This window comes from Tengunoibacter tsumagoiensis, assembly GCF_003967535.1.
Classification (GTDB): domain Bacteria; phylum Chloroflexota; class Ktedonobacteria; order Ktedonobacterales; family Ktedonobacteraceae; genus Tengunoibacter; species Tengunoibacter tsumagoiensis.
Window position 1 is genome coordinate 3,311,767 of the sequence record NZ_BIFR01000001.1, and the last position, 22,675, is coordinate 3,334,441.

General features: G+C 50.9%; 15 protein-coding genes and 3 rRNA genes. 16 read left to right on the plus strand and 2 right to left on the minus strand.

All coding sequences use genetic code 11. The annotated features are described in order from the left end of the window. The first annotated feature begins 2 nt into the window (after positions 1-2). Together hypD and hypE are read left to right on the plus strand one after the other, a co-directional pair. On the plus strand, positions 3-1,133 hold the full coding sequence (hypD, locus tag EL628_RS13100) for a hydrogenase formation protein HypD (RefSeq protein WP_126580385.1): 1,131 nt from the start codon (positions 3-5) through the stop codon (positions 1,131-1,133). Positions 1,134-1,194: 61 nt separating this feature from the next. Further along, positions 1,195-2,316 carry a hydrogenase expression/formation protein HypE gene (hypE, locus tag EL628_RS13105; protein ID WP_126580386.1) on the plus strand — a complete coding sequence of 374 codons (1,122 nt, stop codon included), beginning with the start codon at positions 1,195-1,197 and terminating at the stop codon, positions 2,314-2,316. A 228-nt stretch (positions 2,317-2,544) separates the two neighbouring features. Here the strand turns inward: hypE and rrf are convergent. Beyond that, a 5S ribosomal RNA gene (rrf, locus tag EL628_RS13110) occupies positions 2,545-2,661 on the minus strand. A 382-nt stretch (positions 2,662-3,043) separates the two neighbouring features. On the opposite strand from rrf, the gene EL628_RS13115 reads away from it, so the two are divergent. The 3 genes from EL628_RS13115 to EL628_RS13125 all read left to right on the plus strand — a co-directional run bounded on the left by EL628_RS13115 (position 3,044) and on the right by EL628_RS13125 (position 10,399). Beyond that, entirely contained in the window at positions 3,044-4,381 is a 1,338-nt protein-coding gene (locus tag EL628_RS13115) for an IS4 family transposase (RefSeq protein WP_126578558.1), read from the plus strand. A gap of 1,330 nt (positions 4,382-5,711) precedes the next feature. After that, positions 5,712-7,190, plus strand: a 16S ribosomal RNA gene (locus tag EL628_RS13120). 254 nt (positions 7,191-7,444) lie between these two features. Further along, positions 7,445-10,399, plus strand: a 23S ribosomal RNA gene (locus EL628_RS13125). A 216-nt stretch (positions 10,400-10,615) separates the two neighbouring features. Here EL628_RS13125 and EL628_RS13130 read toward each other — a convergent pair. Further along, on the minus strand, positions 10,616-12,913 hold the full coding sequence (locus EL628_RS13130) for a tetratricopeptide repeat protein (protein WP_126580387.1): 2,298 nt from the start codon (positions 12,911-12,913) through the stop codon (positions 10,616-10,618). A gap of 255 nt (positions 12,914-13,168) precedes the next feature. Between EL628_RS13130 and EL628_RS13135 the strand changes: the two genes are divergently transcribed. The 11 genes from EL628_RS13135 to EL628_RS13185 all read left to right on the plus strand — a co-directional run bounded on the left by EL628_RS13135 (position 13,169) and on the right by EL628_RS13185 (position 22,653). Then, positions 13,169-14,002 (plus strand): hypothetical protein, encoded by an 834-nt coding sequence (locus EL628_RS13135; protein WP_126580388.1) that lies wholly within the window; start codon positions 13,169-13,171, stop codon positions 14,000-14,002. A 59-nt stretch (positions 14,003-14,061) separates the two neighbouring features. After that, entirely contained in the window at positions 14,062-15,141 is a 1,080-nt protein-coding gene (locus tag EL628_RS13140; protein WP_126580389.1) for a hypothetical protein, read from the plus strand. Between the two features lie 263 nt (positions 15,142-15,404). Continuing rightward, positions 15,405-15,650 (plus strand): hypothetical protein, encoded by a 246-nt coding sequence (locus tag EL628_RS13145; protein ID WP_126580390.1) that lies wholly within the window; start codon positions 15,405-15,407, stop codon positions 15,648-15,650. A gap of 59 nt (positions 15,651-15,709) precedes the next feature. Next, positions 15,710-15,955, plus strand: a complete 246-nt coding sequence (locus tag EL628_RS13150; RefSeq protein ID WP_126580391.1) for a hypothetical protein — start codon at positions 15,710-15,712, stop codon at positions 15,953-15,955. A 59-nt stretch (positions 15,956-16,014) separates the two neighbouring features. Further along, complete coding sequence (locus EL628_RS13155; protein ID WP_126580392.1) at positions 16,015-16,260, plus strand: hypothetical protein; 246 nt, start codon at positions 16,015-16,017, stop codon at positions 16,258-16,260. A gap of 59 nt (positions 16,261-16,319) precedes the next feature. Next, positions 16,320-16,574, plus strand: a complete 255-nt coding sequence (locus tag EL628_RS13160) for a hypothetical protein (RefSeq protein WP_126580393.1) — start codon at positions 16,320-16,322, stop codon at positions 16,572-16,574. A 43-nt stretch (positions 16,575-16,617) separates the two neighbouring features. Then, positions 16,618-16,869: a hypothetical protein gene (locus tag EL628_RS13165; RefSeq protein WP_126580394.1), complete on the plus strand. Its 252-nt coding sequence runs from the start codon at positions 16,618-16,620 to the stop codon at positions 16,867-16,869. Positions 16,870-16,997: 128 nt separating this feature from the next. Next, on the plus strand, positions 16,998-19,769 hold the full coding sequence (locus EL628_RS13170; protein WP_161975475.1) for a class III lanthionine synthetase LanKC N-terminal domain-containing protein: 2,772 nt from the start codon (positions 16,998-17,000) through the stop codon (positions 19,767-19,769). Positions 19,770-19,788: 19 nt separating this feature from the next. Continuing rightward, positions 19,789-20,715 carry a GAF domain-containing protein gene (locus EL628_RS13175; protein ID WP_126580396.1) on the plus strand — a complete coding sequence of 309 codons (927 nt, stop codon included), beginning with the start codon at positions 19,789-19,791 and terminating at the stop codon, positions 20,713-20,715. A 12-nt stretch (positions 20,716-20,727) separates the two neighbouring features. After that, complete coding sequence (locus tag EL628_RS13180; protein WP_161975476.1) at positions 20,728-21,579, plus strand: S8 family serine peptidase; 852 nt, start codon at positions 20,728-20,730, stop codon at positions 21,577-21,579. A 51-nt stretch (positions 21,580-21,630) separates the two neighbouring features. Next, positions 21,631-22,653: a hypothetical protein gene (locus EL628_RS13185; RefSeq protein ID WP_126580398.1), complete on the plus strand. Its 1,023-nt coding sequence runs from the start codon at positions 21,631-21,633 to the stop codon at positions 22,651-22,653. Positions 22,654-22,675 lie beyond the last annotated feature (22 nt).

Here is a 22,675-nt window from a genome sequence, read left to right on the forward strand (position 1 = left end):
GAATGAAATATGTTGATGAGTATCGTGATGCCGAATTAGCCCGGAGCGTCTCCAGGGAGATCGAGAAAGTAAGTGCAGGCAGATCCTTTAAGTTCATGGAGGTCTGTGGTGGACACACGCATACCATCTATAAACATGGGATTGAAGACGTTCTGCCGCCGAACATCGACCTGGTACATGGTCCAGGCTGTCCCGTCTGCGTGCTGCCCATGGGTCGTGTTGATGACGCCATCACCATTGCCCGCATGGATGATGTCATCTTCACCACCTTTGGTGATATGATGCGCGTCCCTGGTTCTCACGGAAGCTTACTGGATGCTAAAGCTGATGGAGCGGATGTCCGTTTTGTCTACTCGCCTCTGGATGCTCTTAAATTGGCGCGTCAGAATCCAGACCGAAAGGTCGTTTTCTTCGCGATCGGTTTTGAGACAACTGCACCTTCGACGGCTGTTACACTGCTAAGAGCTCAGGCCGAAGGCATTAAGAATTTCTCAGTCTTCTGTAACCACGTTACCATCATCCCGGCTATGAAAGCGATTCTGGACTCACCTGATCTGCGGCTGGACGGTTTTGTCGGGCCAGGGCATGTGAGCATGGTCATTGGGATGCGTCCTTACACATTCGTTGCGAGAGAGCATCATAAACCCGTTGTTATTGCAGGCTTTGAGCCATTAGATATCATCCAATCGGTCTACATGATCGTCAAACAGATCAGCGAGGGGCGCGCTGAGATCGAAAATCAGTATGCACGCGTCGTCAGACCAGAAGGGAACGTCAAGGCATTGGAGGCCATGGCAAAGACAATGGAGCTCAGGCCATTCTTTGAGTGGCGTGGATTGGGCTTTATTACGCATAGTGCCCTGTCTTTACGACCAGAATTTGCTGAATGGGATGCCGAGCTCCATTATCATGTGCCGGGCCTGCGTGTTGCCGATCCCAAAGCCTGTCAATGCGGTGAGGTTCTCAAGGGCGTCATTAAACCCTGGGAATGCAAAGTCTTTGGAACCGCGTGTACCCCGGAGACCCCCATTGGAACCTGTATGGTCTCTCCTGAAGGGGCCTGCGCTGCCTACTTCAATTATGGCCGCTTCTCAATGGCCTCTGAGCGTACCAGATTACATGTTTTACCCTGAGATTCCTGCTCTAGCAGTGGATAGGAACGTGACAAATGTTATGCAAGAGAGAGAGGATGCCATGGACGAGCCTACAACTCACAATCCGCAGACCGCAGGTCAGATCGACGAAGTATTGCAAAAGATCGAGAAGACAAGACAGGCTCGCCGCCATAAATTTTACCTGCGCGACGAAAAGATCACCCTCAGCCATGGTAGTGGTGGAAAGTCCTCTCATAATCTCATCGAAGGAGTCTTTGCGCCAGCCTTCTCCAATCCGCTTCTGGACGCCATGGATGACTCTGCTACCTTCAATATTGTAGGAACGAACCCGCGACTCGCCTTCACCACCGACACCTATGTTGTCAGTCCGCTCTTCTTTCCAGGTGGAGACATTGGCAGACTGGCCGTTCATGGAACCATTAATGACCTTGTCACCTCGGGGGCGCAGCCGCTCTATCTTTCAGCGGGCTTTATCCTCGAAGAAGGATTTCCTATAGCTGATCTGCGAAAAATTGTTGGTTCAATGGCTGAATCTGCAAAAGAAGCTGGAGTCTTTGTTGTCACAGGCGATACCAAAGTTGTTCAGCGTGGAAAGGCCGATGGAGTTTTTATTAATACAGCAGGCGTTGGACTGGCACATCCAACCTGGCAGCCCGGCCAGAACCGTCTCCAGGCTGGCGACAAAGTTCTGCTGAGTGGCCCAATTGGAGATCATGGGATTGCCATTATGCTTGCTCGCGAAGCTTTAGAGATCGAGACTGAAGTACAGAGCGATACAGCGCCCCTGCATACGCTGGTCGCAGCCCTCTTTGCCGCCGTGGGCGATAGTATTCATTGCCTGAAAGATCCCACCCGTGGAGGGGTCGCCACAACGCTCAACGAAATGGCATTGAGCTCAGATGTTGCCATCGCCCTTGATGAACACGCCATCCCTGTCCACTCGGAAGTGCGTGGTGCCTGCGAGATCCTGGGACTTGATCCACTCACCATTGCCAATGAAGGAAAAATGCTCGTCATCGTGTCCGGTGAAAAAGCTGACGAGGCCCTGGCAGCCATGAGAAAGCATCCCCTTGGGCGCGAGACCGCCATCATTGGCAGCGTCCAATCCTCACCTGAGGGCATGGTATTTCTACGTACAGACATTGGAGGGATGAGAGTGCTGGATATGCTTGTAGGCGATCCATTGCCAAGAATCTGTTAGAACAAGGCATCGGTTCTCGCTTATCAATTGAAATGAAAATAACATGGAGTCGAGTCTATCTTAAAAGACAAGCAAAAAACGCCGTCCAGTTAGGCGGGTGAGATGGCAGCGTCCAGCTTGAAAGAGAAGAGAGAAGCAAAAAACGCCGTCCAGTTAGGCAGGTGAGATGGCAGCGTCCAGCCTTGAAAGGAAAGTGGGAAGCAAAAACGCCATCCAGTTAGGCGGGTGAGATGGCAGCGTCCTATTTTCCCATGCAGTTGCCCGCAGAGTATCATCGGAGCTGAAGAGCTTAACTACCGTGTTCGGGATGGGAACGGGTGGACCCTCTTCGCTACAGCTACCAGCTCACCTGCATATCCAGGTGGCGTTTTCAACAAGACGAATACTACCAGAACCTTTGAGCTTTGTCAACCCCTTTTTGATCCGTCTTTTTTTCACAGGGAGGCAAGGCGCACGATGTTCGCTCCTCCCTGTCTCGTTTCGAGGCGGCAAGAGAAACGCGGATAGGTGTTTAAATGAGTATTAAGAGTAATAAATAACACTACAAGTAGGGAAGGGTGTTTGCCTCACTGACTCCAACTAATTCACGGAGAGGCCTGGGAAGCCAATCCTTCGTGCGTGATCACGGGTCAGAGGAAGCTGCCCATGTGTCCTAGAGCCGTTGCCAAAAACGAAAAAAAGAAGGACAATCCGAATAAACATTTCACATCAAAAGGACATCCTTCTTATGATCTATGATACCCCATCTGGTCGTGAGCTTGTCAAGTCGTCAGAGCCCACCCAGGCCCTGGAAACCTTGTTGATCGAGGCGAGTCGAGATCTCGTGGTGCCGGGAAAGAGGCGTGGTCGTCCACAACGCCTTTCTTCCTGCTTTCTCTTCCTTGGTATCTTGATCTGCATGCTACGTGGCTGGAATTCCCAATTGGACCTCTGGCGACTCCTCAGCTTTTCCGGCGTGGGAACTTTGCCCCCGGTCCGCGTCTCCGACCAGGCGATCTACAAACGGTTGGCGCAGAACACCCATGCACATTTTCGCGCCTTTTTTGAGCAGATGAGTGCCTGGCTGTGTGAACGGATGAACCTTCGCACCGATCTCAGCCTGGCTCCGTTTGCCACGGACGTCTTTGCCCTCGATGAAAGTACCCTGGATCCCAGAAAACGCTGGATTGCGGAGTTGCGACAGGTCCCCATCGGCGACCGGCGCTTGCTAGCTGGCCGCATTGGGGCGCTCTTCGATGTCCGTCGGCAGCAATGGAAACGAATCGATGTGTTCAATACCGTGGCCGATTGCCGACGTGCCGCTTTTGATCTCATCAGTGGCATTCCCGCAGGAGCCCTCATCCTCTTCGATCGGGGCTACAATGGATTTGAGTGGTTTGATGAATTGACGACCCGCCGCCTCTGGTGGATTGGACGAGTCAAGAAAAACATGAGTTACAAGGTTCTGCACGTCATCTCTGATCGCAATGGCATCGTCGATGCCCTCGTTCAGGTCGGAGCCTTTCGTGCAGATCAAGCAAGATACACCGCTCGATTGGTGCGCTATTGGTATCGAGGTCAATGGTATGAGTATCTCACCAATGTCACTGATGCTCGTCAACTCTCTGTTGCACAGATTGCCAGGCTCTACGATCGCCGCTGGGACATCGAATGTGCCTTTCGTCTGCTCAAAGACTATTTGGGGCTCAAATGGCTCTGGAGCGCGAAATGGGAGGTGATCCAGGTTCAAATCTGGGCCACGGCCCTCCTGGCGCAATTCTTTCACGCATATCAGATGCATATTGCGGACAAAGCGGATATTGATGTGTTTGATGTGTCGCTTGAACTCCTGGTTCGTCATGTTCCACGATGGCTTGCAGAGGGGTACGATCCCATTGAAGTCATCCTGTCCCAGGGTCGCGCCATGAAGATGATTCGTCCAAGCACGCGCAGCCGCCGTGAGCTCTTTCACGTTCCCGTGGAAGAGCTGTGTGATCCTCCCGACGATCTTCCACGGGAACGCAAATCGCGCTATGCCCATAAGGCTGCTGGCAATTTTCCCCGCAAAAAGAAACAAGAGTCTTGAATTAGTTGGAGTCAGTGGTGTTTGCCTCCTTCCTCAACTGTGAGACACCGCAATGCCAGCCCCTCCATCGCTTCTTTTCACGTTGAGCTATGGAGGGGCTCACACAGCGGAGTGGGAACAGAGGAAAGAGACAAGCGACTTTCTCTCCTTAAAAGAGCATAATGTTATTTTTTGCGTGTGGGGGAAGAAAAGCAGTAGGGAAGGTTGCTTGTCTCCTTCCACATCGTGCCCCTGCACCATGGTTGCCCCTCCATCGCTTCGTTTCCCCATTTTCCGTTTTCCACTTGAGCTATAGAGGGGTTCACACAGCGGAGTGGGACCAGAGGAAAGAGACAAGCGACTTTCCCTACTTTACATTATTTTATATGTGAAAAAGATCATGATGCGGTAATAGAAGTAGGGAAGGTCGCTTGTCTCCTTCCACATCTCGAAGCTCCGCAATGCCAGCCCCTCCATGGCATCATGTCCCATTGGGCCATGGAGGAGCTCACAGAGCGGAGTGGGGAACAGAGGAAAGAGACGCCCTACTTGGCAGTGTTTTGTCTTTGAAATAGAGCGTGATATGACAAGACAAGTAGGGCGTCTCCTTCCTGAACGTGCAGCTGCCCTATGCCAGCCCCTCCATCGCCCATGGTCACGTTGCGTTATGAAGGAGCGACCAGAGCGGAGCTGACACAGAGAAACGAGATCCCTCGAAACGCTTCCCGGCCCCGACGAGAATGGTCCTCCTCTGCAAAAAGTTAAAAAAATTTAAAAATTTATTACCCCCTTGACAGCCCCTTTCCCGAGTGCTATACTCCGTGAGCTGTCGTTTCCAGACAATCACTCTCCTGGAGAGTGCTCCTGTCCGCAAACCCCCGGCTGTGCCACGGTAACGTGGCCCCTCAGGAAGATTCCTTCCCGATGATGTGCACGACCACACGGTTCGTCCGTAGGTCTTTCAGCCCTCTTCAGAGGCCTGAAACGTGCCAACACCGGAGAAGAAGGACTTTCGGGACAGGCGAAAAACTCAACAAGAAAACGCTTGACAGACCCCGAGGAATGTGAGATACTACAGCAGTCGTCGCGAGAACGCCAAAACAACGCAATCGAGCGAGACACCCGAGAGCTACGGTTCTCGATCAGTCGCACTTTGACAACTGAAGAGTGGAAAGCAGAACAGTAACTGGTTTAGTAAGAAGGAACAAGACACCAGTTCCTGTCAATTCAATCACTTGGCTCACGCTAAGTGATGCAAATCTGCGAACAAGCCAAGCAATAATAACTTGGACTGGATCGCGAACTAACAATGCATTTTTTCATCCTCCGCTGTGAGGGTGAGGACATAAATTGGATGGCGAGTTTGATCCTGGCTCAGGATAAACGCTGGCGGCGTGCCTAACACATGCAAGTCGAACGCACTCAGCAATGAGTGAGTGGCGGACGGGTGAGTAACGCGTGGATTATCTGCCCCAAAGTGAGGAATACCGGCGAGAAATCGCCGACAATACCGCATATGCTCGCAAGAGGAAAGCTCGCAAGGGCGCTTTGGGATGGGTCTGCGTCTGATTAGCTAGTTGGTAGGGTCAAAGCTTACCAAGGCGACGATCAGTAGCTGGTCTGAGAGGACGATCAGCCACACTGGGATTGAGAACGGCCCAGACTCCTACGGGGGGCAGCAGTGAGGAATTTTCGTCAATGGGGGCAACCCTGAACGAGCAACGCCGCGTGCAGGATGACGGTTTTCGGATCGTAAACTGCTTTTCTTGGGGACGAGAACGGACGGTACCCAAGGAAGAAGCCCCGGCTAACTACGTGCCAGCAGCCGCGGTAATACGTAGGGGGCAAGCGTTGTCCGGATTTATTGGGCGTAAAGCGCACGCAGGCGGTCAGGTAAGTTTGTACTGACAATCTCCGGCTCAACTGGAGAGGGTGTATGAAGACTGCCCGACTTGAGGGCTTCAGAGGGACACGGAATTCCGGGTGGAGTGGTGAAATGCGTAGATATCCGGAGGAACACCAATGGCGAAGGCAGTGTCCTGGGAAGTACCTGACGCTCAGGTGCGAAAGCCAGGGGAGCGAACGGGATTAGATACCCCGGTAGTCCTGGCCGTAAACGATGACCACTAGGCGTTGGGGGGTTCGACCCTCTCAGTGCCGGAGCTAACGTTTGAAGTGGTCCGCCTGGGGAGTACGGTCGCAAGATTAAAACTCAAAGGAATTGACGGGGACCCGCACAAGCAGCGGAGCGTGTGGTTTAATTCGATGCAACGCGAAGAACCTTACCAGGACTTGACATGGAATTGCACCAGCGGTAACGCGCTGTCCCTTCGGGGCGGTTCCACAGGTGCTGCATGGCTGTCGTCAGCTCGTGTCGTGAGATGTTGGGTTAAGTCCCGCAACGAGCGCAACCCCTGTCGTTAGTTGAATGATCTAACGAAACTGCCGCGATCAACGTGGAGGAAGGCGGGGATGACGTCAAGTCAGCACGGCCCTTACGTCCTGGGCGACACACACGCTACAATGGTCGAGACAAAGAGTTGCGAACCCGCGAGGGGGAGCCAATCTCGTCAAACTCGGCCTCAGTTCAGATTGGAGGCTGCAACCCGCCTCCATGAAGTGGGAGTTGCTAGTAACCGTAGGTCAGCACACTACGGTGAATACGTTCCCGGGTCTTGTACACACCGCCCGTCACACCACGAAAGTCGGCAACACCTGAAGCCGCTGGGCTAACCCTTCGGGGAGGCAAGCGTCGAGGGTGGGGTCGGTGATTGGGGTGAAGTCGTAACAAGGTAGCCGTACCGGAAGGTGCGGCTGGATCACCTCCTTTCTAGGGAGCTTTGATGGACCTTTCTCAGCAATGAGCAAGCACCTCCATCCACTCCTAGGTCGAAACAGGATACTGATGGTTGCTTTGAGCGACCAGGGACTGCGTTTGGTTTCCACTCTCCAGTGGTTGGGGTTTCCCCCTGATCACGTGCACCTGAACAACTGAAGAGGATATTCCTTCAATTTTGCTGAGCGATGAAGATTGCAAGCACGAGTTGAAGCAGAGCAAGCAAGACACCATCAAGACCAAGAAACGAACAAGCTACACAGAGTACGAGGTGGATGCCTTGGCACGAAAGACCGATGAAGGACGCGGAGACCGGCGAAACGTTCGAGGGGAGCTGCATACAAGCCATGAACCTCGAGATTCCGAATGGGGCAACCCATCCAGAGTGATGTCTGGATACTCCCTGTTGAACACATAGACAGGGCAGAGGGCAGCGGGCGAACTGAAACATCTCAGTAGCTCGACGAAAAGAAATCAACCGAGATTCCCGTAGTAGTGGCGAGCGAACCGGGAGGAGCCCAAACCATCCGTTCTTCGGAACGGGCGGGGTTGTAGGACTCGCAACAAACAATGGCCGATCATTCGAATGCGTTGGAAAGCGCAACCAGAGCAGGTGAGAGTCCTGTAGAAGACGATCAACCAGCGTGGGCGAGGATCCTGAGTACCACGAGGCACGTGAAACCTTGTGGGAAGCTGGGGGGACCACCCTCCAAGGCTCAACATCTTTCGTGACCGATAGCGAACAAGTACCGTGAGGGAAAGGTGAAAAGCACCCCGAGAGGGGGATGAAAGAGACCCTGAAACCACGTACTCACCAGCAGTCAGAGGCCACTGTTCCAGGAGGAACCAAGGGCTGATGGCGTGCCTTTTGTAGAATGATCCGGCGAGTGCATCGTCGTAGCAGGTTAACCAGCGGTAAAGCTGGGGAGCCAGAGGGCAACCGAGTCTGAAGTAGGCGCGCGTTGCGGCGATGCGACCCGAAACCACGTGAGCTATCCATGAGCAGAGTGAAGCGGATGTGACAGTCCGTCGAGGCTCGAACCCACCAGTGTTGCAAAACTGGGGGATGACTTGTGGATAGGGGAGAAATTCCAATCGAACGTGGAGATAGCTGGTTCTCCCCGAAATGTATTGAGGTACAGCTGCATGTGTTGTCTGTTGGAGGTAGAGCGCTGGAAAGGCTCGGGGCCCTGTGCGGGTTACCAACCCTTCTCAAACTGCGAATGCCAGCAGAGTGGAGCATGCAAGTGAGACAGTGGGGGCTAAGCTTCATTGTCAAAAGGGAAACAGCCCAGATCACCGGCTAAGGTCTCTAAATCACTGCTCAGTGTCAAAGGGAGTCAGTACGCAATAACAGCCAGGATGTTGGCTTAGAAGCAGCCATCATTGAAAGAGTGCGTAATAGCTCACTGGTCGAGTGTAGTGGCACCGACAACGTAGCGAGGCTTAAGCAGTGTACCGAAGCCGTGAATTGCATCCTTGTGGTGCAATGGTAGGGGAGCGTTCTCAAGCAGAGAAGCCAGACCGCAAGGACTGGTGGAGCGACGAGAAGTGAGAATGCCGGAATGAGTAGCGTAATCTCTGTGAAAACCAGAGACACCGAATGCCTGAGGGTTCCTGGGCACCGTCAATCGTCCCAGGGTGAGTCGGGCCCTAAGCCGAGGACGTCATAGTCGTAGGCGATGGAAAGCAGGTCAGAGATTCCTGCACTAGCGTCAGATCGTTAGCAACAATGGGGGGACGCAGTAGGGAAGGTGAACCGATCGAATGGACAGGATCGGCGTGTCGTTTGAAGTGCGAGATCGAGGCAAATCCCGGTCTCCTGTGCATGACAGCGGCACCGAGCGCGAGCAATCGTGCGGAAGTCATCGGACCCCAGGCTGCCAAGAAAAGCCTCTCGTGAGAGCTGACGCTACCCGTACCGCAAACCGACACTGGTAGGCAGGGGGAACTCCCCCAAGGTGATCGAGCGACCCTCTGTTAAGGAACTCGGCAAATTGACCCCGTACCTTCGGTAGAAGGGGTGCCCCAGTAGCGTGTTTCGATGCGTGAGGGGGCTGCAAGAAATTGGCTCAACCGACTGTTTACCAAAAACACAGGTCTCTGCGAACGTGAAAGCGGAAGTATAGGGGCTGACTCCTGCCCAGTGCCGGAAGGTTAAGCTGAGTGGTGTTCGTAGCCACGAGGTGAAGCCCCGGTGAACGGCGGCCGTAACTATAACGGTCCTAAGGTAGCGAAATTCCTTGTCGGGTAAGTTCCGACCCGCACGAAAGGAGTAACGAGTTGAGCACTGTCTCGACAGAGGACTCGGCGAAATTGAAGTACCCGTGAAGATACGGGTTACCCACGACAGGACAAAAAGACCCCGTGGAGCTTTACTACAGCTTGGCCTGGATACGAGGGACAGCGTGCGTAGCATAGGTGGGAGCCGAAGAATCCATCCTTGTGGGGGTGGAGGAGGCAGCAGTGAAATACCACTCTCGTTGTGTTTTGTGTCTCACGCCAGACCGTGAACCGGTTGGCAGACAGGACCAGGTGGGTAGTTTGACTGGGGCGGTCGCCTCCCAAAGAGTAACGGAGGCGCTCAAAGGTTCTCTCCGGGTGGATGGACATCACCCTTTTCGAGTGTAAAGGCAGAAGAGAGCTTGACTGCAAGGCAGACGCGCCGAGCAGGGACGAAAGTCGGACTTAGTGATCCCACATTCCCGAGTGGAAGGAGTGTGGCTCAACGGATAAAAGCTACCCCGGGGATAACAGGCTTATCTTGCCCAAGAGTTCACATCGACGGCAAGGTTTGGCACCTCGATGTCGGCTCGTCGCATCCTGGGGCTGGAGTAGGTCCCAAGGGTTGGGCTGTTCGCCCATGAAAGCGGCACGCGAGCTGGGTTCAGAACGTCGCGAGACAGTTCGGTCTCTATCCGTCGTGGGCGTAGGAAGATTGAGGGGCGTCATCTCCAGTACGAGAGGACCGAGATGGCTGAACCGCTGGTGTGCCAGTTGGCCTGCCCGGGCCACAGCTGGATAGCTATGTTCAGAAGGGATAAGCGCTGAAGGCATCTAAGCGCGAAGCCGCACCCAAGATGAGTCTTCCCATCACTTTGTGTGATCAAGATCCCAGGAAGAAGACCTGGTCGATAGACGACACGTGGACGCCTGGTAACAGGTGGAGCGAAGTCGCCCTAATGATCGTACGGCTTGTCATTCAGGTCTTGAGTGGGTGAGCGAGCAAAAATCGGCTTGAACGCGTGGTTGTAAACGGCGCGCTCGGCAAAATTGAGAGAATATCCTCAACAGTTGGTACCATCAGGTGCAATGGAACAAAGAGAGAAGTCAGGATTGAGAGATCCTGGCTTTTTTTTTGTCTTTTTTTGTTCCTATCTGCTGTCCCTTTTATCTTAATTAGCGGTCTTTACTTGCTTCTAGTCGTATGTTTCTGGTGGTAATTGCTGCATTTTTATCTGACGGTCCCTTACTGCTGATGTATCGCCCAACTGTTCTGCCAGCATAATACTGGCACGAAAATGCTCTCTTGCCTGTTCATATTGTCCCTGAAAGGCAGTTACTGTCCCAAGAATTTCTAGCGCCAGAGCTAATAGAGGCTTTGTCCCAAGTTCCTGGGCCAGTTCGAAACCTTCCCTGGCCGCTTGTGCAGCCCGCTGAACATGATTTTGAGCCAGTTCTAGTGATGAGAGCGTAAATAGCGTTCGGGTAATTGTCTCTTTATCCTCAATACTGCGTGAAAGATCTAGACTTTCAGCAAGCATTTTTTGTGCTGCCTGGAGATTCCCTTGATGATGAAGGAAACGTCCACGACTCTCAAGGGCATTGGCAATAGACCAGATATCTCTTGATTCACGAGCGGCGGCGATACCTTCCTCTAATAATTGTGCTGCTTTCTCTGTTTCACCTTTGCGTACATACACTGAGGCCAGACCATTTAATGCTCCAGCGAGATTCTGTGTATCGCCGAGCTCTCGCGAAAGCGTCGCACTCTCAGAATGAAAGAGCTCAGCTGTCTCAAGACTACGGAGCCGATATTCTAAATGGCCAGCACGTCGTAAGACACGGGCTCGCATTGGTCGGCTCTCAGGAGTCTGTGGAAGATCCAGGGCAGCTTTCAAGAGCTCACGCTCTTCATTCCAGTAGCCACGTAAGCCGCAGAATTTGCCGTAAGCTTCACAAAATTTGAGGGCCAATGCCGTTTCGTTCTCGGCAATTAACCAATCGAGGGCAGCACGAATATTTTTAATCTCTTTCTCAAGTTCTTGTAACCCACGATACTGTTCAGGTCCTTTGAATGAATAAGCTGCCTTTTCCACGACATTGAGGTAGTAGAGAGCATGTGAGTGTTGGATAGTGTGAAGTTCGCCTTCGGCTTTAAGAAGCTCCAAGGCATACGTCCGAACCATATCGAGCATCAGAACCTGCGTCTCGGTTTCAGAGAGAGTGATCGCCTGTAATAAACTTTTATTTAGGAGAGCATAGACCCTCTCAAGAATTGCTACTGCATCCTGCGATGAGGTTGCAAAGAAGTTTTCGAGCGTAGTAAGGGAAGTCTCACCAGCAAAGATCGCCATCTGACGAAAGAACCAGCGCTCTTGCTCATTTAAGAGATCATAGCTCCAACGAATGGTATTGTAGAGTGTGTGATGTCGTTCATCGGTGGTATGCACATTATTTTTGAGGAGATGAATGAGTTGGGAACGGCGAGCTAGTAGTGCTGAAGGCGAGAGAAGTTTCACTCGTGATGCTGCTAACTCTATCGCAAGTGGAAGGCCATCCAGTAGTTTGCAGAGCTTCATTATCGCGACAAGATTTGTTTTTGTCAGCTTAAAGGTTGCATCATGGGCTCGTGCGCGTTGAATGAAAAGTGTCACTGCTGTAGAGTTAGTGTTGTCTTCTAATGTCGTACTAGTGGTTGGTTCGGGAAGCGAGAGGGGCGGAACGGTAAAGATATGTTCTGCTTGAACACGCAGGATCTCACGGCTTGTGACCAGCACTTTAAGCTGTGGGCAGGCAATGAGCAGTTCTTCAAGCAATGGAGCTGCTTGAATGACTTGTTCAAATGTGTCCAGTATAAGTAAAAAACGTTTTGTATGAAGAAAATATTTAATGCGATCGATGAGAGACGTGCCATTCTTATCGTCTTCATAAATAGAGAGCTCCGAAGCCAGCGTCGAAACTACCAGTGCATCACTGTTAAGGGTGTTAAAGGCAACGAAACAGATGCCATCGGTAAAGTAGTTGTGTACATGTGGCGCAATTTGTATGGCAAGCCGGGTCTTCCCAATGCCTCCAGGGCCCAGAAGCGTGATCATCCTTATTTCGGGACGAGTCAGCATTTCACTGAGCAGAGCCATCTCTTCCTGTCGCCCTACAAAGGATGTGATAAACGCTGGAAGCTTGTACATTGATATTGTTGTAGCGTCTGGCTCATGTTGTATAGGAGCTGTTGATGAATTAAGAGGGTTGTCAGATATCTGAGCGTCCAGGAAACCTAATTCTTCTGCGGAGAGGCCAGACACTTCTATAAGCTTGTTTTGAAAGTGTAAACTCGGCTGCGCTATACCACGCTCCCAGCGGCTGGCAGTATGAGAATCAGCCAGGCCAATTTTTGAGGCAAGCACTTGATGTGTCCAACCTTGCTTCAAACGCATAGCTTTTAACTTAGAATTTGGCTTTAGAAGTTTTTCATTGGATGGCTTCTCTGTCGTCATAAGTTTGTCCCCCTCGTAGACAAGCAATGGCCTGTCATAATATAGATATAATTATATGCAATAAGCCATTTTTCCTGCTATATTTTGTATCTTTTATCCTAATATTTCCGCGATCCTCTCTCTCTCTCTCTCTCTCTCTAAAGAGCCCCCCAAAAACCTCTTTCCAGCCCCTTGCCAGACCTCTTCTTTCAGCCAGAGGTGTTTTAAACTGGGCATAGATGATTGTTTTCACCAAGAGGAGAAGATTGAAATACTATGAACGAGCCACCAATGCCTTTTAGCCTGGAGTGTAAAGGGCTGCACTGGCATCAACAGATGCCCTGGTATGCGCTGGTACTGATGGCTGATTACGTGCAGCGCGATAGGGGCGGTGTCTGCTCGCTAGAAGCTCTGGATATGCACATTCAAGGACTAAACTGGTTTCAGCGAGGAAGCCATGATTGGGTGCAGATGGCCATAGAGGAGCAACTCTTCTTTGTTCACCTGGATGAGAGCGTATCCAGGCCTTTTATCAGGGTTAATTCCAATCATCAGATAGCACAGAATGCCTATCTGAGAAGAGTTCGTATTCTGATGATGCTACGTGGCCTGTTAATGGACCGGGAATGGGTCGAGTGTAGCGTATTGGAAGAAGCTCTGGCAACGGATCAGTTCTTTCAGGATCGAGAGTACAGTGCTGCATGGCTGGATCTCTTGTTAGAGCTGGGGGTTCTCCTGGGTCGTTTTGTCCCACAGTTCGGGCATCCAGTGCTTGTTATTGCATTGTCTTCTTATCCATCTCATTATGTCTTGCCGCTTATGCTCGAGCAAGAGCGCCAAAACCAGGCTTATTTGATGGATGTGCTCAGCGACTATTGCGTCAATCGTAACAATCAAGTTATGCAATTTTCGCAATTACTACTGCTCCTGACCGAAAAAATGACCTCCATCGAAGCGCAATATATCGTGAAGAGAGCAATTGAGCAGCGTCTTGTCCATCTGAGCTCTTCGCAAGAGGTGAGCTTGCCACCCTTATCATTCACGGTTAGTGAGCGGAATACGAGTAGATGCAAGGCAGTGGGATCTATACTCTGCTGCTTTGACGGATAAAAATTTTACAACAATCCTTTGTGTTTTTTATGGACAAAAAGAATAAAGGAGTGTCTTGTATGGTTGAGAAAATCAGTGAATGTCTCTGGAATGATGTTCAGTTCATCACACCGAAAGAAACTATGTCGGAACCGGATGAGATCTTGCAGAGTCTTCCCTATTTGCCAGCATTTGTGTTGGGATTGGATCATTTTCTGGTACGGGAAGGTTTCCCTGTGATCCATGAGCATGTGCTCCAACGAAGGGCAGTCTTCTTGTTTGGTGAACAGAGGGCCAGGTCTATCTATCAATTGGCCTTGCAGCGTCTCTGGGTTCAGCGCCAGGAGGTCTGCGATAGGCAGTATCAGGATGACCGTGGTCGTGTCAATGTCTGGTTAGTTGAGGAGAACGACGAAGTTCAATGCCTTCTGCGTAAGCGCAATCATTTGATCGAGGTACTGTATCGGAAAGCGAAACATCAGGCCCTTACTCACGCAGAGTTCTGGTCTAAAGTCGAGTCCTCAAAACGGTTTTTATTCAAACAAGATGATAAAGAGGAATGGATTGCTCTATTACTGCGCGATGGGCTCTTAAAGCAGAATGAGAATGCTTTGCGTTTAGATCTGGAATCTCGTTTACTCCAGCGACTCCTGGGACGAATGAATATCTGGGGGGTGGTGCTGGCACTTCGTATCCTGCGCGGGAATAGTCCAGAGCGACAAAAAACGGTGGCAGAAACGGTGGATGCGATGGTTAAAGTGGCGACCCATGGGAATCGTGAATTAGCTGAATGGGCCATTGAATATGCACAGACGATTAAATTAGTGGAGATTGATTGGCAGGAGACGTCTGAGGGAGGGCATGAGACAATCTACTTAAAGCGACATCGGTTCGTCCATATGCTTGATCAACGTGAAGCCATCGTCTGTCAAGCTTTGAGCCAGCTTGTACGCCGCTTGAGCCAGCATTCTTTGCATGGTGGCTGGTTGCCTCGTCCACTGGTTCTGCAAGCGATGGCAGAGGATAGCATCTATGGCTATTGCCTGGGCGAGTATGATTACTGGCTGAATCAAGCGACCCATCGGAAAATACTTGAGCGTTTGACTGAACGCCAGGAAGGGCACGCCCCACACAACTATCTGCGGGTTCCTGTTCAATAAACAGGAACCCATTTTTTTATCTGATGCAGAGATGATACAAGGATGCTACAGTGGTGTAACCTTTTTCCCTTCAGAATCTTCTATACTCCTCACGTAAGATAAATTCCTCCCCAAGAAAAGCGAGGAAGATCTACAGTCAGTGGTCAGACTGGTTCCCAAAACGTCTGCTTCAAACCGCTATTTTAATCTTCTCATTGCAGAGCTTTTTGGCCCGGTAATTAAGTATTGTTGTACTTATTTGTCCAGTAAAAGGAGATTTCAACATGTCAGAAGCAACGAATCAGATTCGTGAAAAAGCCGCCGAACTTGTCAATCGTATTAGCAGCGATGCTGATTTCAAAGCTCAGGTTGCGAAAGACCCTGAAGCCGCTCTGGTTGCCGCTGGATTGCCTAAGGCATCTGTCGCCGAATTTATTGCCGAAGAGCTGTCAGGCGAGGTCAGTGGGTATTTAGTAGATCAGTGTTCACTAACCTGTGTCCTGACAAGCTGCACCATCACCTCTCTCTAAGATCTCACTCAATGTTCGATTTTTTATCTTGTTCATTGCATTTGCAAGGAGGTTCACCCATGTCTGATTCCATTCAAACCGCTCGTGAGACTGCTGCTGCCATTGTTGAGCGTATCAACACCGATGCCGAATTCAAGGCTCAGGTCTCCAGCGATCCTCAAAGTGCTCTGGTGGCTGCTGGTTTGCCTCAGTCGCTTGTCGCCGAGTTTCTGGCCGAAGAGCTGTCGGGCGAAGTAAGCGGGTATCTCGTCAGTGATTGCACCGTAACCTGCATCCTGACAACCTGCACCATTACCTCGCTCTAAGATCTCACTCAATGTTTGATTCTTTATCTTGTTCATTGCATTTACAAGGAGCTTCAATCATGTCTGATTCGATTCAAACTGCTCGTGATACGGCTGCTGCGATTGTTGAGCGTATCAACAGCGATGCCGAGTTTAAGGCCCAGGTAGCCAATGACCCTCAAGGTGCCTTAGTGGCTGCTGGCTTGCCTCAGCATGTCGTCGCCGAGTTTCTGGCCGAAGAGCTGTCAGGCGAGGTGAGCGGGTATCTCGTCGGTAATTGTACCGTGACCTGTATTCTCACAGAATGCACCATTACCTCTCTCTAAGTTCTCATTCGATATTCGATTCTTTATCTTGTTCATTACATTTACAAGGAGATTCACCCATGTCTGATTCCATTCAAACAACTCGTGAGACGGCTGCTGCCATTGTTGAGCGTATCAATAGCGATGCCGAATTTAAGGCTCAACTGGCCAACGATCCTGAAGGTGTTCTGGTAGCTGCTGGCCTGCCAAAGGATGCAGTAGCCGAGTTTGTGGCCGAAGAGCTGTCAGGTGAGGTAAGCGGGTATCTTGCTCCTGTGAGTGGTGGTTGTACCGTGACCTGTATCCTGACCAGCTGCACCATTACCTCGCTCTAAGATCTCTTTTTTGAGATTCAGGTGGATATAAGGAGATCTGAGCATGTCTGTTTCCATGCAAGCAACTCGTGAGACGGCTGCTGCGATTGTTGAGCGTATCAATAGTGATGCTGCCTTTAAGGTTCAGGTATTCAGTGATCCTGGCAGCGCACTAGCATCAGTTGGCTTATCAAACTATGCCATTGCTGAATTTCTGACTGAGGAGCTTTCAGACAAGGGAAGTGAGGATGGTGTATTTACATTTGGTAAATGCATCTTTACCTGTATCATGACCTGTGTCGGGAGCGCCTATTAAGATCTGGCTGTGGGATAGGAAGTAGCAATGGTGTGCATTTCTATCCCAGCCCCTTTTGCCTGTGCTTGTGCACCGTCCATGAAAAATGTGTCTCCGCTTCTTGCTTAGAAAGTTGGGTGAGAGATCGTATGCAAGTAGATCATAGACAAGTAGAAAGCGTTCCTCCATTTGTCAAAGCGTTAGATTTATCTCTGGATGATCCTCTTCTCCAGGTCGTGTATGATCTCTATCAGACTGGTGATCTGGAAGACTGGAACGTAACCTGTCCGACAGAACAAAGGATGTGGTTGCGTTTTCGGCGTCCTCAGAGTACTCTCCCCGCACAAGGATGGAAGCTCCATCTTTCGGCTGATCACCTCTCAGCTGAGACTGTCCTGAGGCGCGTTTTGCCGCTTCTTCTTGCGAAAACGGTTGCTTTTAAATGCACCTCTTCTCTTCTTAATCTTACGAAATTGAATAAAGGCGAGGGCGGAGAGAGTCAGATTGGCAAATTCCTCACGATCTATCCCCGCAGTTCTGAGGAGGCGGTAGAGATTGCTCCGCTCCTGGATGAGCTCACAGATGGCCTCTCGGGACCACGTATCCCTTCTGATCGTATGCTACGGCCCAATAGTCTGGTCTTTTATCGGTATGGAGGGATGAATAGTGAAAAGTGGGTGCAAGAGTCCAATGGTCAGATCTGGCCTGCTCTTACTACTCCCGATCAGCGTCTCATTCGTGATGTCCGCTCGCTGACATATAAAGCCTATGCAGAGTGGAGCGATCCCTTTCTGGCAGCAGGTGTGGCAAGTGAGCTTCCTAAATCTCCTCGCATCATAGCACAACGCTATCTGCTCATGAGCCTGATCTCAGCCTCAGTAAAACATAAAATTTATCTGGCAGTAGATTTAGAGGAGAAACATACCTGTATCATTAAGGCGTTAGGGCATTCCTGGCAACAGGTCCTGCCTGTAAGCGAGCGTGAGGATTTCTATCGCGAAGCCTGTGCACTGCGTGTTCTTGGTTCGCATTCACAGATTCCCACCTATTTTGATCTCCTTGAGCACGATAGCGATATGTATCTGGTTATGAGTGATGTGCCAGGTGAGCTATTGATGCAGAGGATGAGCAAGCTCACCCTTACTGGAGCCGTTCCTCTTTCTCAGGTCCTGACCTGGGCCAGCGAGGTAGCAGAGCTGCTTCTGTTTATCCATGAGCAGGGATTTGTCTATGCCGATCTGAAGCCAACCAACCTGATTATAGGTTCTGATGAAAAATTGTCGCTCATCGATTTTGAGCTGGCAGATCGCCAGGGAGCACCAGGGCAACTATTGCGTGGCACCCGTGGCTATGTCTCTCCGCAGCAATATGCGGCCTATCCTCGCCACATTACTGATGATATTTATAGCTTTGGAGCCCTGCTCTATTTTATAGTGACCGGGGCAGAATCATCAAATGCCCCTGATCCATTTCATTTATTAAATCGTCCGCTTGAGCTTTTTCGTGCAGACATTCCTGATCGTCTCAAACAGATTATTGTGCGCTGCCTGCAACCTGAAGTTGCAGAACGGTATGCATCCTTCACAGAGATTCTGACAGACTTAACGCTTGTGGAGCAGATTGTGCCTCCAGCTCCATCTGTGCCAGGTCTGCTTGATACCGTTGCCAATGAGTTACGTGCGCGCAGCATTGCGACCGACCTGTTGGAGACGCTGTGTGCTTTTGCCTATCAATCCGAAGCAGGTACAGAAGGGCTTACCTGGCGCTCGAAGCATTTTCTGACAAATGGGTATGCATTACGAGATCTTAATGCCGGGCATGCAGGGACTCTGCTGGCGCTGGCTGGCCTGGCCGCTGAATTGGATAGGCCCGAAGCCAGGAATGTTCTGGCTCAGGGAGCTGCCTATTTGCAGACAATGCAGCCCCACAGTAATCCACCTCTCTCAGGCCTCTATGTTGGAGAAGCTGGAGTCGGGACTGCTTTCTTATTTGCTGGCCTGGTCCTTAATGACTCAACCCTGCTTGAGGCGGCAGTTGAGCGGGGGAGAATGATCGCAGCCTTCCCTCAAACAACATTGGATCTGTTTCATGGATCAGCAGGAAGGTTGCTCTTTCATCTTCTCCTGTGGGATACAACGAGAGAGCAAGAACATCTGGATGCAGCCTGGGTGTGTGGTGAGCATCTTATACAGACTGCACAGATTCGCGAGAATGGGGAAGTTTGTTGGGAGATGGTGGGAGTGGAGCAAAGTACAGAGCAAGGTGCGTATCTGGGGTATGCCCATGGCGTAGCGGGAATTGCAGATGCCCTGCTCGATCTTTTTGAGGCAACAGCGGATACGCGTTTACTGCCCATTATTCAAGGAGCGACACGCTGGTTACAGCGTCTCGCTATTCCGATGTTCGAGGATCAAAGCGGCTTGAGCTGGCCGATGACAGAGCGTAGCAGCGGCCCCTTTCATCCTTTCTGGTGCCATGGAGCAACGGGGATCGGGCGCTTCTTCCTCCATGTGAGTCGTTATGACTGGGCCCCTGAGGCATTGACGATTGCTAAACGTGCGGCCATAACTGTCTTCCAGCTCACAAAGCATGGGAGTCCAGTGCTCTGTCATGGGCTAGCAGGGAGTATTGAATTTTTGCTGGATCTCTATCAGGAGACGCAAGAGCCTCTCTACCTCAGCCAGGCTCAGCTTTTTGGTCGTTTGTTGGAAGCATTTGCCACCGAGCAAGAGGGACATCTCACATTTTTTTCGGATCGCTATGACGTTTCTTCTCCTGATTATCAGGTTGGATATGCAGGGATTGCAATGAGTTTTTTACGCCTGAGCGCACCTGAACGGATACCAGCTCAGTTAAGTCGGGCTGGTTTTCGTGCTTACAAGCGGCAGGCCGAGGCTACAGCGCAGCTGCTCAAGCGTTAAGGGCAGAAAGAGAGCAAATATGGAGAAAGATACCTCCTTTATGTCAGAGCCACAGGAGCACCTTGAGGCTCTACAAGAGCAGCTTCAAATCCAGAGGCAAGAGATCGAGAGCCTTCGCCTTCAATTGAAGCAGGAGCAGTTTGCAGAAGAGCTGCGTCGATTGCTCATGAGCTCAAGCGCGGTTGGATTGGTCCTATCACCGTTTAGCCGTTCGCATCTCCTGGAGCTCATTGTCCAGGCAGCAGCCCAGTTTATTGATGCGCAATCGAGCTCGCTGTTTCTTCTGGATGATGCCACTCAGGAGCTCGTTTTTGAGGTTGCCATGGGGCCAGCCTCGCAAGAGGTAAAGAAATTTCGTGTCCCTCTCGGACATGGTATCGCTGGAATAGTGGGTTTAACGGGTCAGCCAATGGCGATTGCCCAGGCGCAGCGAGATCAGCGTCTGGCAACCGATATTGCGTTTGCCGTGAACTATGTTCCAGAGAGTATTCTCTGCGTGCCGCTTTTCTATGATGATCGAGTGATTGGTGTGTTGGAACTGCTTGATAAACGGCAACAGGAATCCTTTAGCCCCACTGACATGGAGGTTCTGGGTAAATTTGCGCAGATTGCCGCCGTTGCCATTGCGCAATCGAGTGCTTTTCAAGATCAGCAGACCTTTCTTCAGGCAATGGTTCGTACCTTTGAAACTGAAGACAGCGAACGGCGGCAACAGCTGTATCAGGAAGTAGCCGCATTTACAAACTGGGGTGAAAGCACAGATCTTTTGAGCGCTCGTTCACATGAATTGGCTCTATTAGTTCATGAACTGATTCTGGACGGCGAACAGAGCTGTGATCTTTGCAGCAATGTGTTGCAGGGAATGGTTGCACGCGTGCGTGAGCGCCGAAACTGGCAAGCGAGCCTGACATCCTTCAATTCAGTTGCGTTTACAGGCAGGCGCTAGAAAGAGATGATTATGGGGACAGAAGAGCTAAAAAAGAGTGTACAAAGGCCAGCCTGGAGCTGGCAATTTAGCGCCGATGCGCGGATAGCTCTACCCTCGCTTGATCTCTTTGCAACGCTTAGTCGCGATCTACTGCATCATGATAGCCGTGGCAAAGGGGTGAAAGTGGCGGTGATTGATAGTGGCATTGACGATACGCATCCTGGTGTTGGTGGGCCCATTAGCAAACAGGTGATGATCGAGGAGGGGCCAGAAGGGTTTTCCACCATAGTCGAGGAGCCTATCGACATCTCTGGTCATGGTACCGCCTGCGCCAGCGTCATCAGAGCTCTGGCACCGGAGTGCGAACTCTATAGTGTCAGAGTGTTGGGGAAATGGTCCAGGGGGCGTGGAACGGTCTTTCTGGCCGGACTACGGTGGGCAATTGAGAATGGCATGCATGTCTGTAATTTAAGCCTGGGTACGACAAAAAAAGAGTTTTCAGATACCTTGCACGAGCTAGCCGATCTGGCCTATTTTCGAGGTGTGACCCTGGTCACTGCCGCCAATAACATGCCTATTCCAAGCTTTCCCTCTCTCTATGCTTCCGTAATCTCTGTCGCGGCTCATGAGGGGAAGGACCCGCACCAATTTTATTATAATCCCCAGCCGCCCGTTGAGTTTGGGGCACCTGGTATTGATGTGAATGTAGCCTGGTTAAATCAGCAATGGATTATGGCGACGGGCAACAGCTTTGCTGCGCCCCATATTACTGGTATTATTGCCCAGATTTTAGCCGTCTATCCAGAGCTAACGCCGTTTCAGATCAAAACCATCTTGCGAGAGCTTGCAAGCAATACTGTTCATGAGAGCCAACTTTGCTGAGGAGTCACTTCGTATTAACGTATTCACCATGACGAGAGGCGGGGACCGACTATGAATCTCGAGGAACACCTGCGCAATCTGCGCTCAAGCTATGCAATCGGGAGAGTAAAACCACTTGTGATGCTCTCTGATAAGGATTTTCAGCAGAGCCTGGATCAAGAGGCCGATCTTCCTTTAACGCCAGCAGAACAGGCGGTATTTACAAAATGTGCTCATTTTCGCGTGGCTGCTCTGAAGGCTGCGCGTGAAGGGAATCTTGCCATTGCTGATTATCTCTTTACGAGCACAGAGACTTTAATCGAGAGTCAGGACCTTTCTCCTGTTGCGACCTTGATGATGCGTTCGGCGCATGAAGCGGCTGTCGCCTATCTCGATTATCGGCGGCAAGAGTATGATTCCGGGACAGCAAGAATTTATCGCGCGTTAGCCATTGATGAGTCGTTGGAAAATGACTATGGATATGGTCATTATCATCTGCATAGACTTCGCCTGTTACTCAATCTCATCCGACTGAAGCGCCGTCAGGGAGAGATTGCGGAAGCTTTTCAGATGAGTGTTGCCATTGTTGATTATATGGAGCAGAAGCGTTTCTCATTACCTTTTCCAACCACCTGGGATGCTCATGCGCTCTCTCATCTGGCAGTTGAGCCAAGAAATTTCTTATTTGAACAGGCACTCTTTGAGATTCTCTTTATGGTTGTTGGTCGAGAAGGCGACACAGAGGCCATGCTTCAGATGCTGAACGCGCATACGTGCAGCGTTTTATCGGAGCAGTGTTATCTGAGCCCACGACTCCACCGTTGGTTGGAATCTCTACAAGCTCTACAAGACCAACAGATCGATCGCTATTGTCTCCTGATCCAGCCTTTGCTTGCTGCTGGTCCGAATGATAGCCTCTGGCTCTGGTATGGTCTTTTGCTTGAGCTTGTCCAGCTCTGTCAGAAATGGGAGATAGGCGAAGCGCAGATGTTGGGGCATGAGATTATGGCGGATATGACATCCTGGCAGTGGTCCCGCCTGCCGCCTTCATGGAAGCGTATCTCAGAGCAGATGATGGCTTATAGTCATGCCTAGCGAAATCGTTCGCTTATTGAAA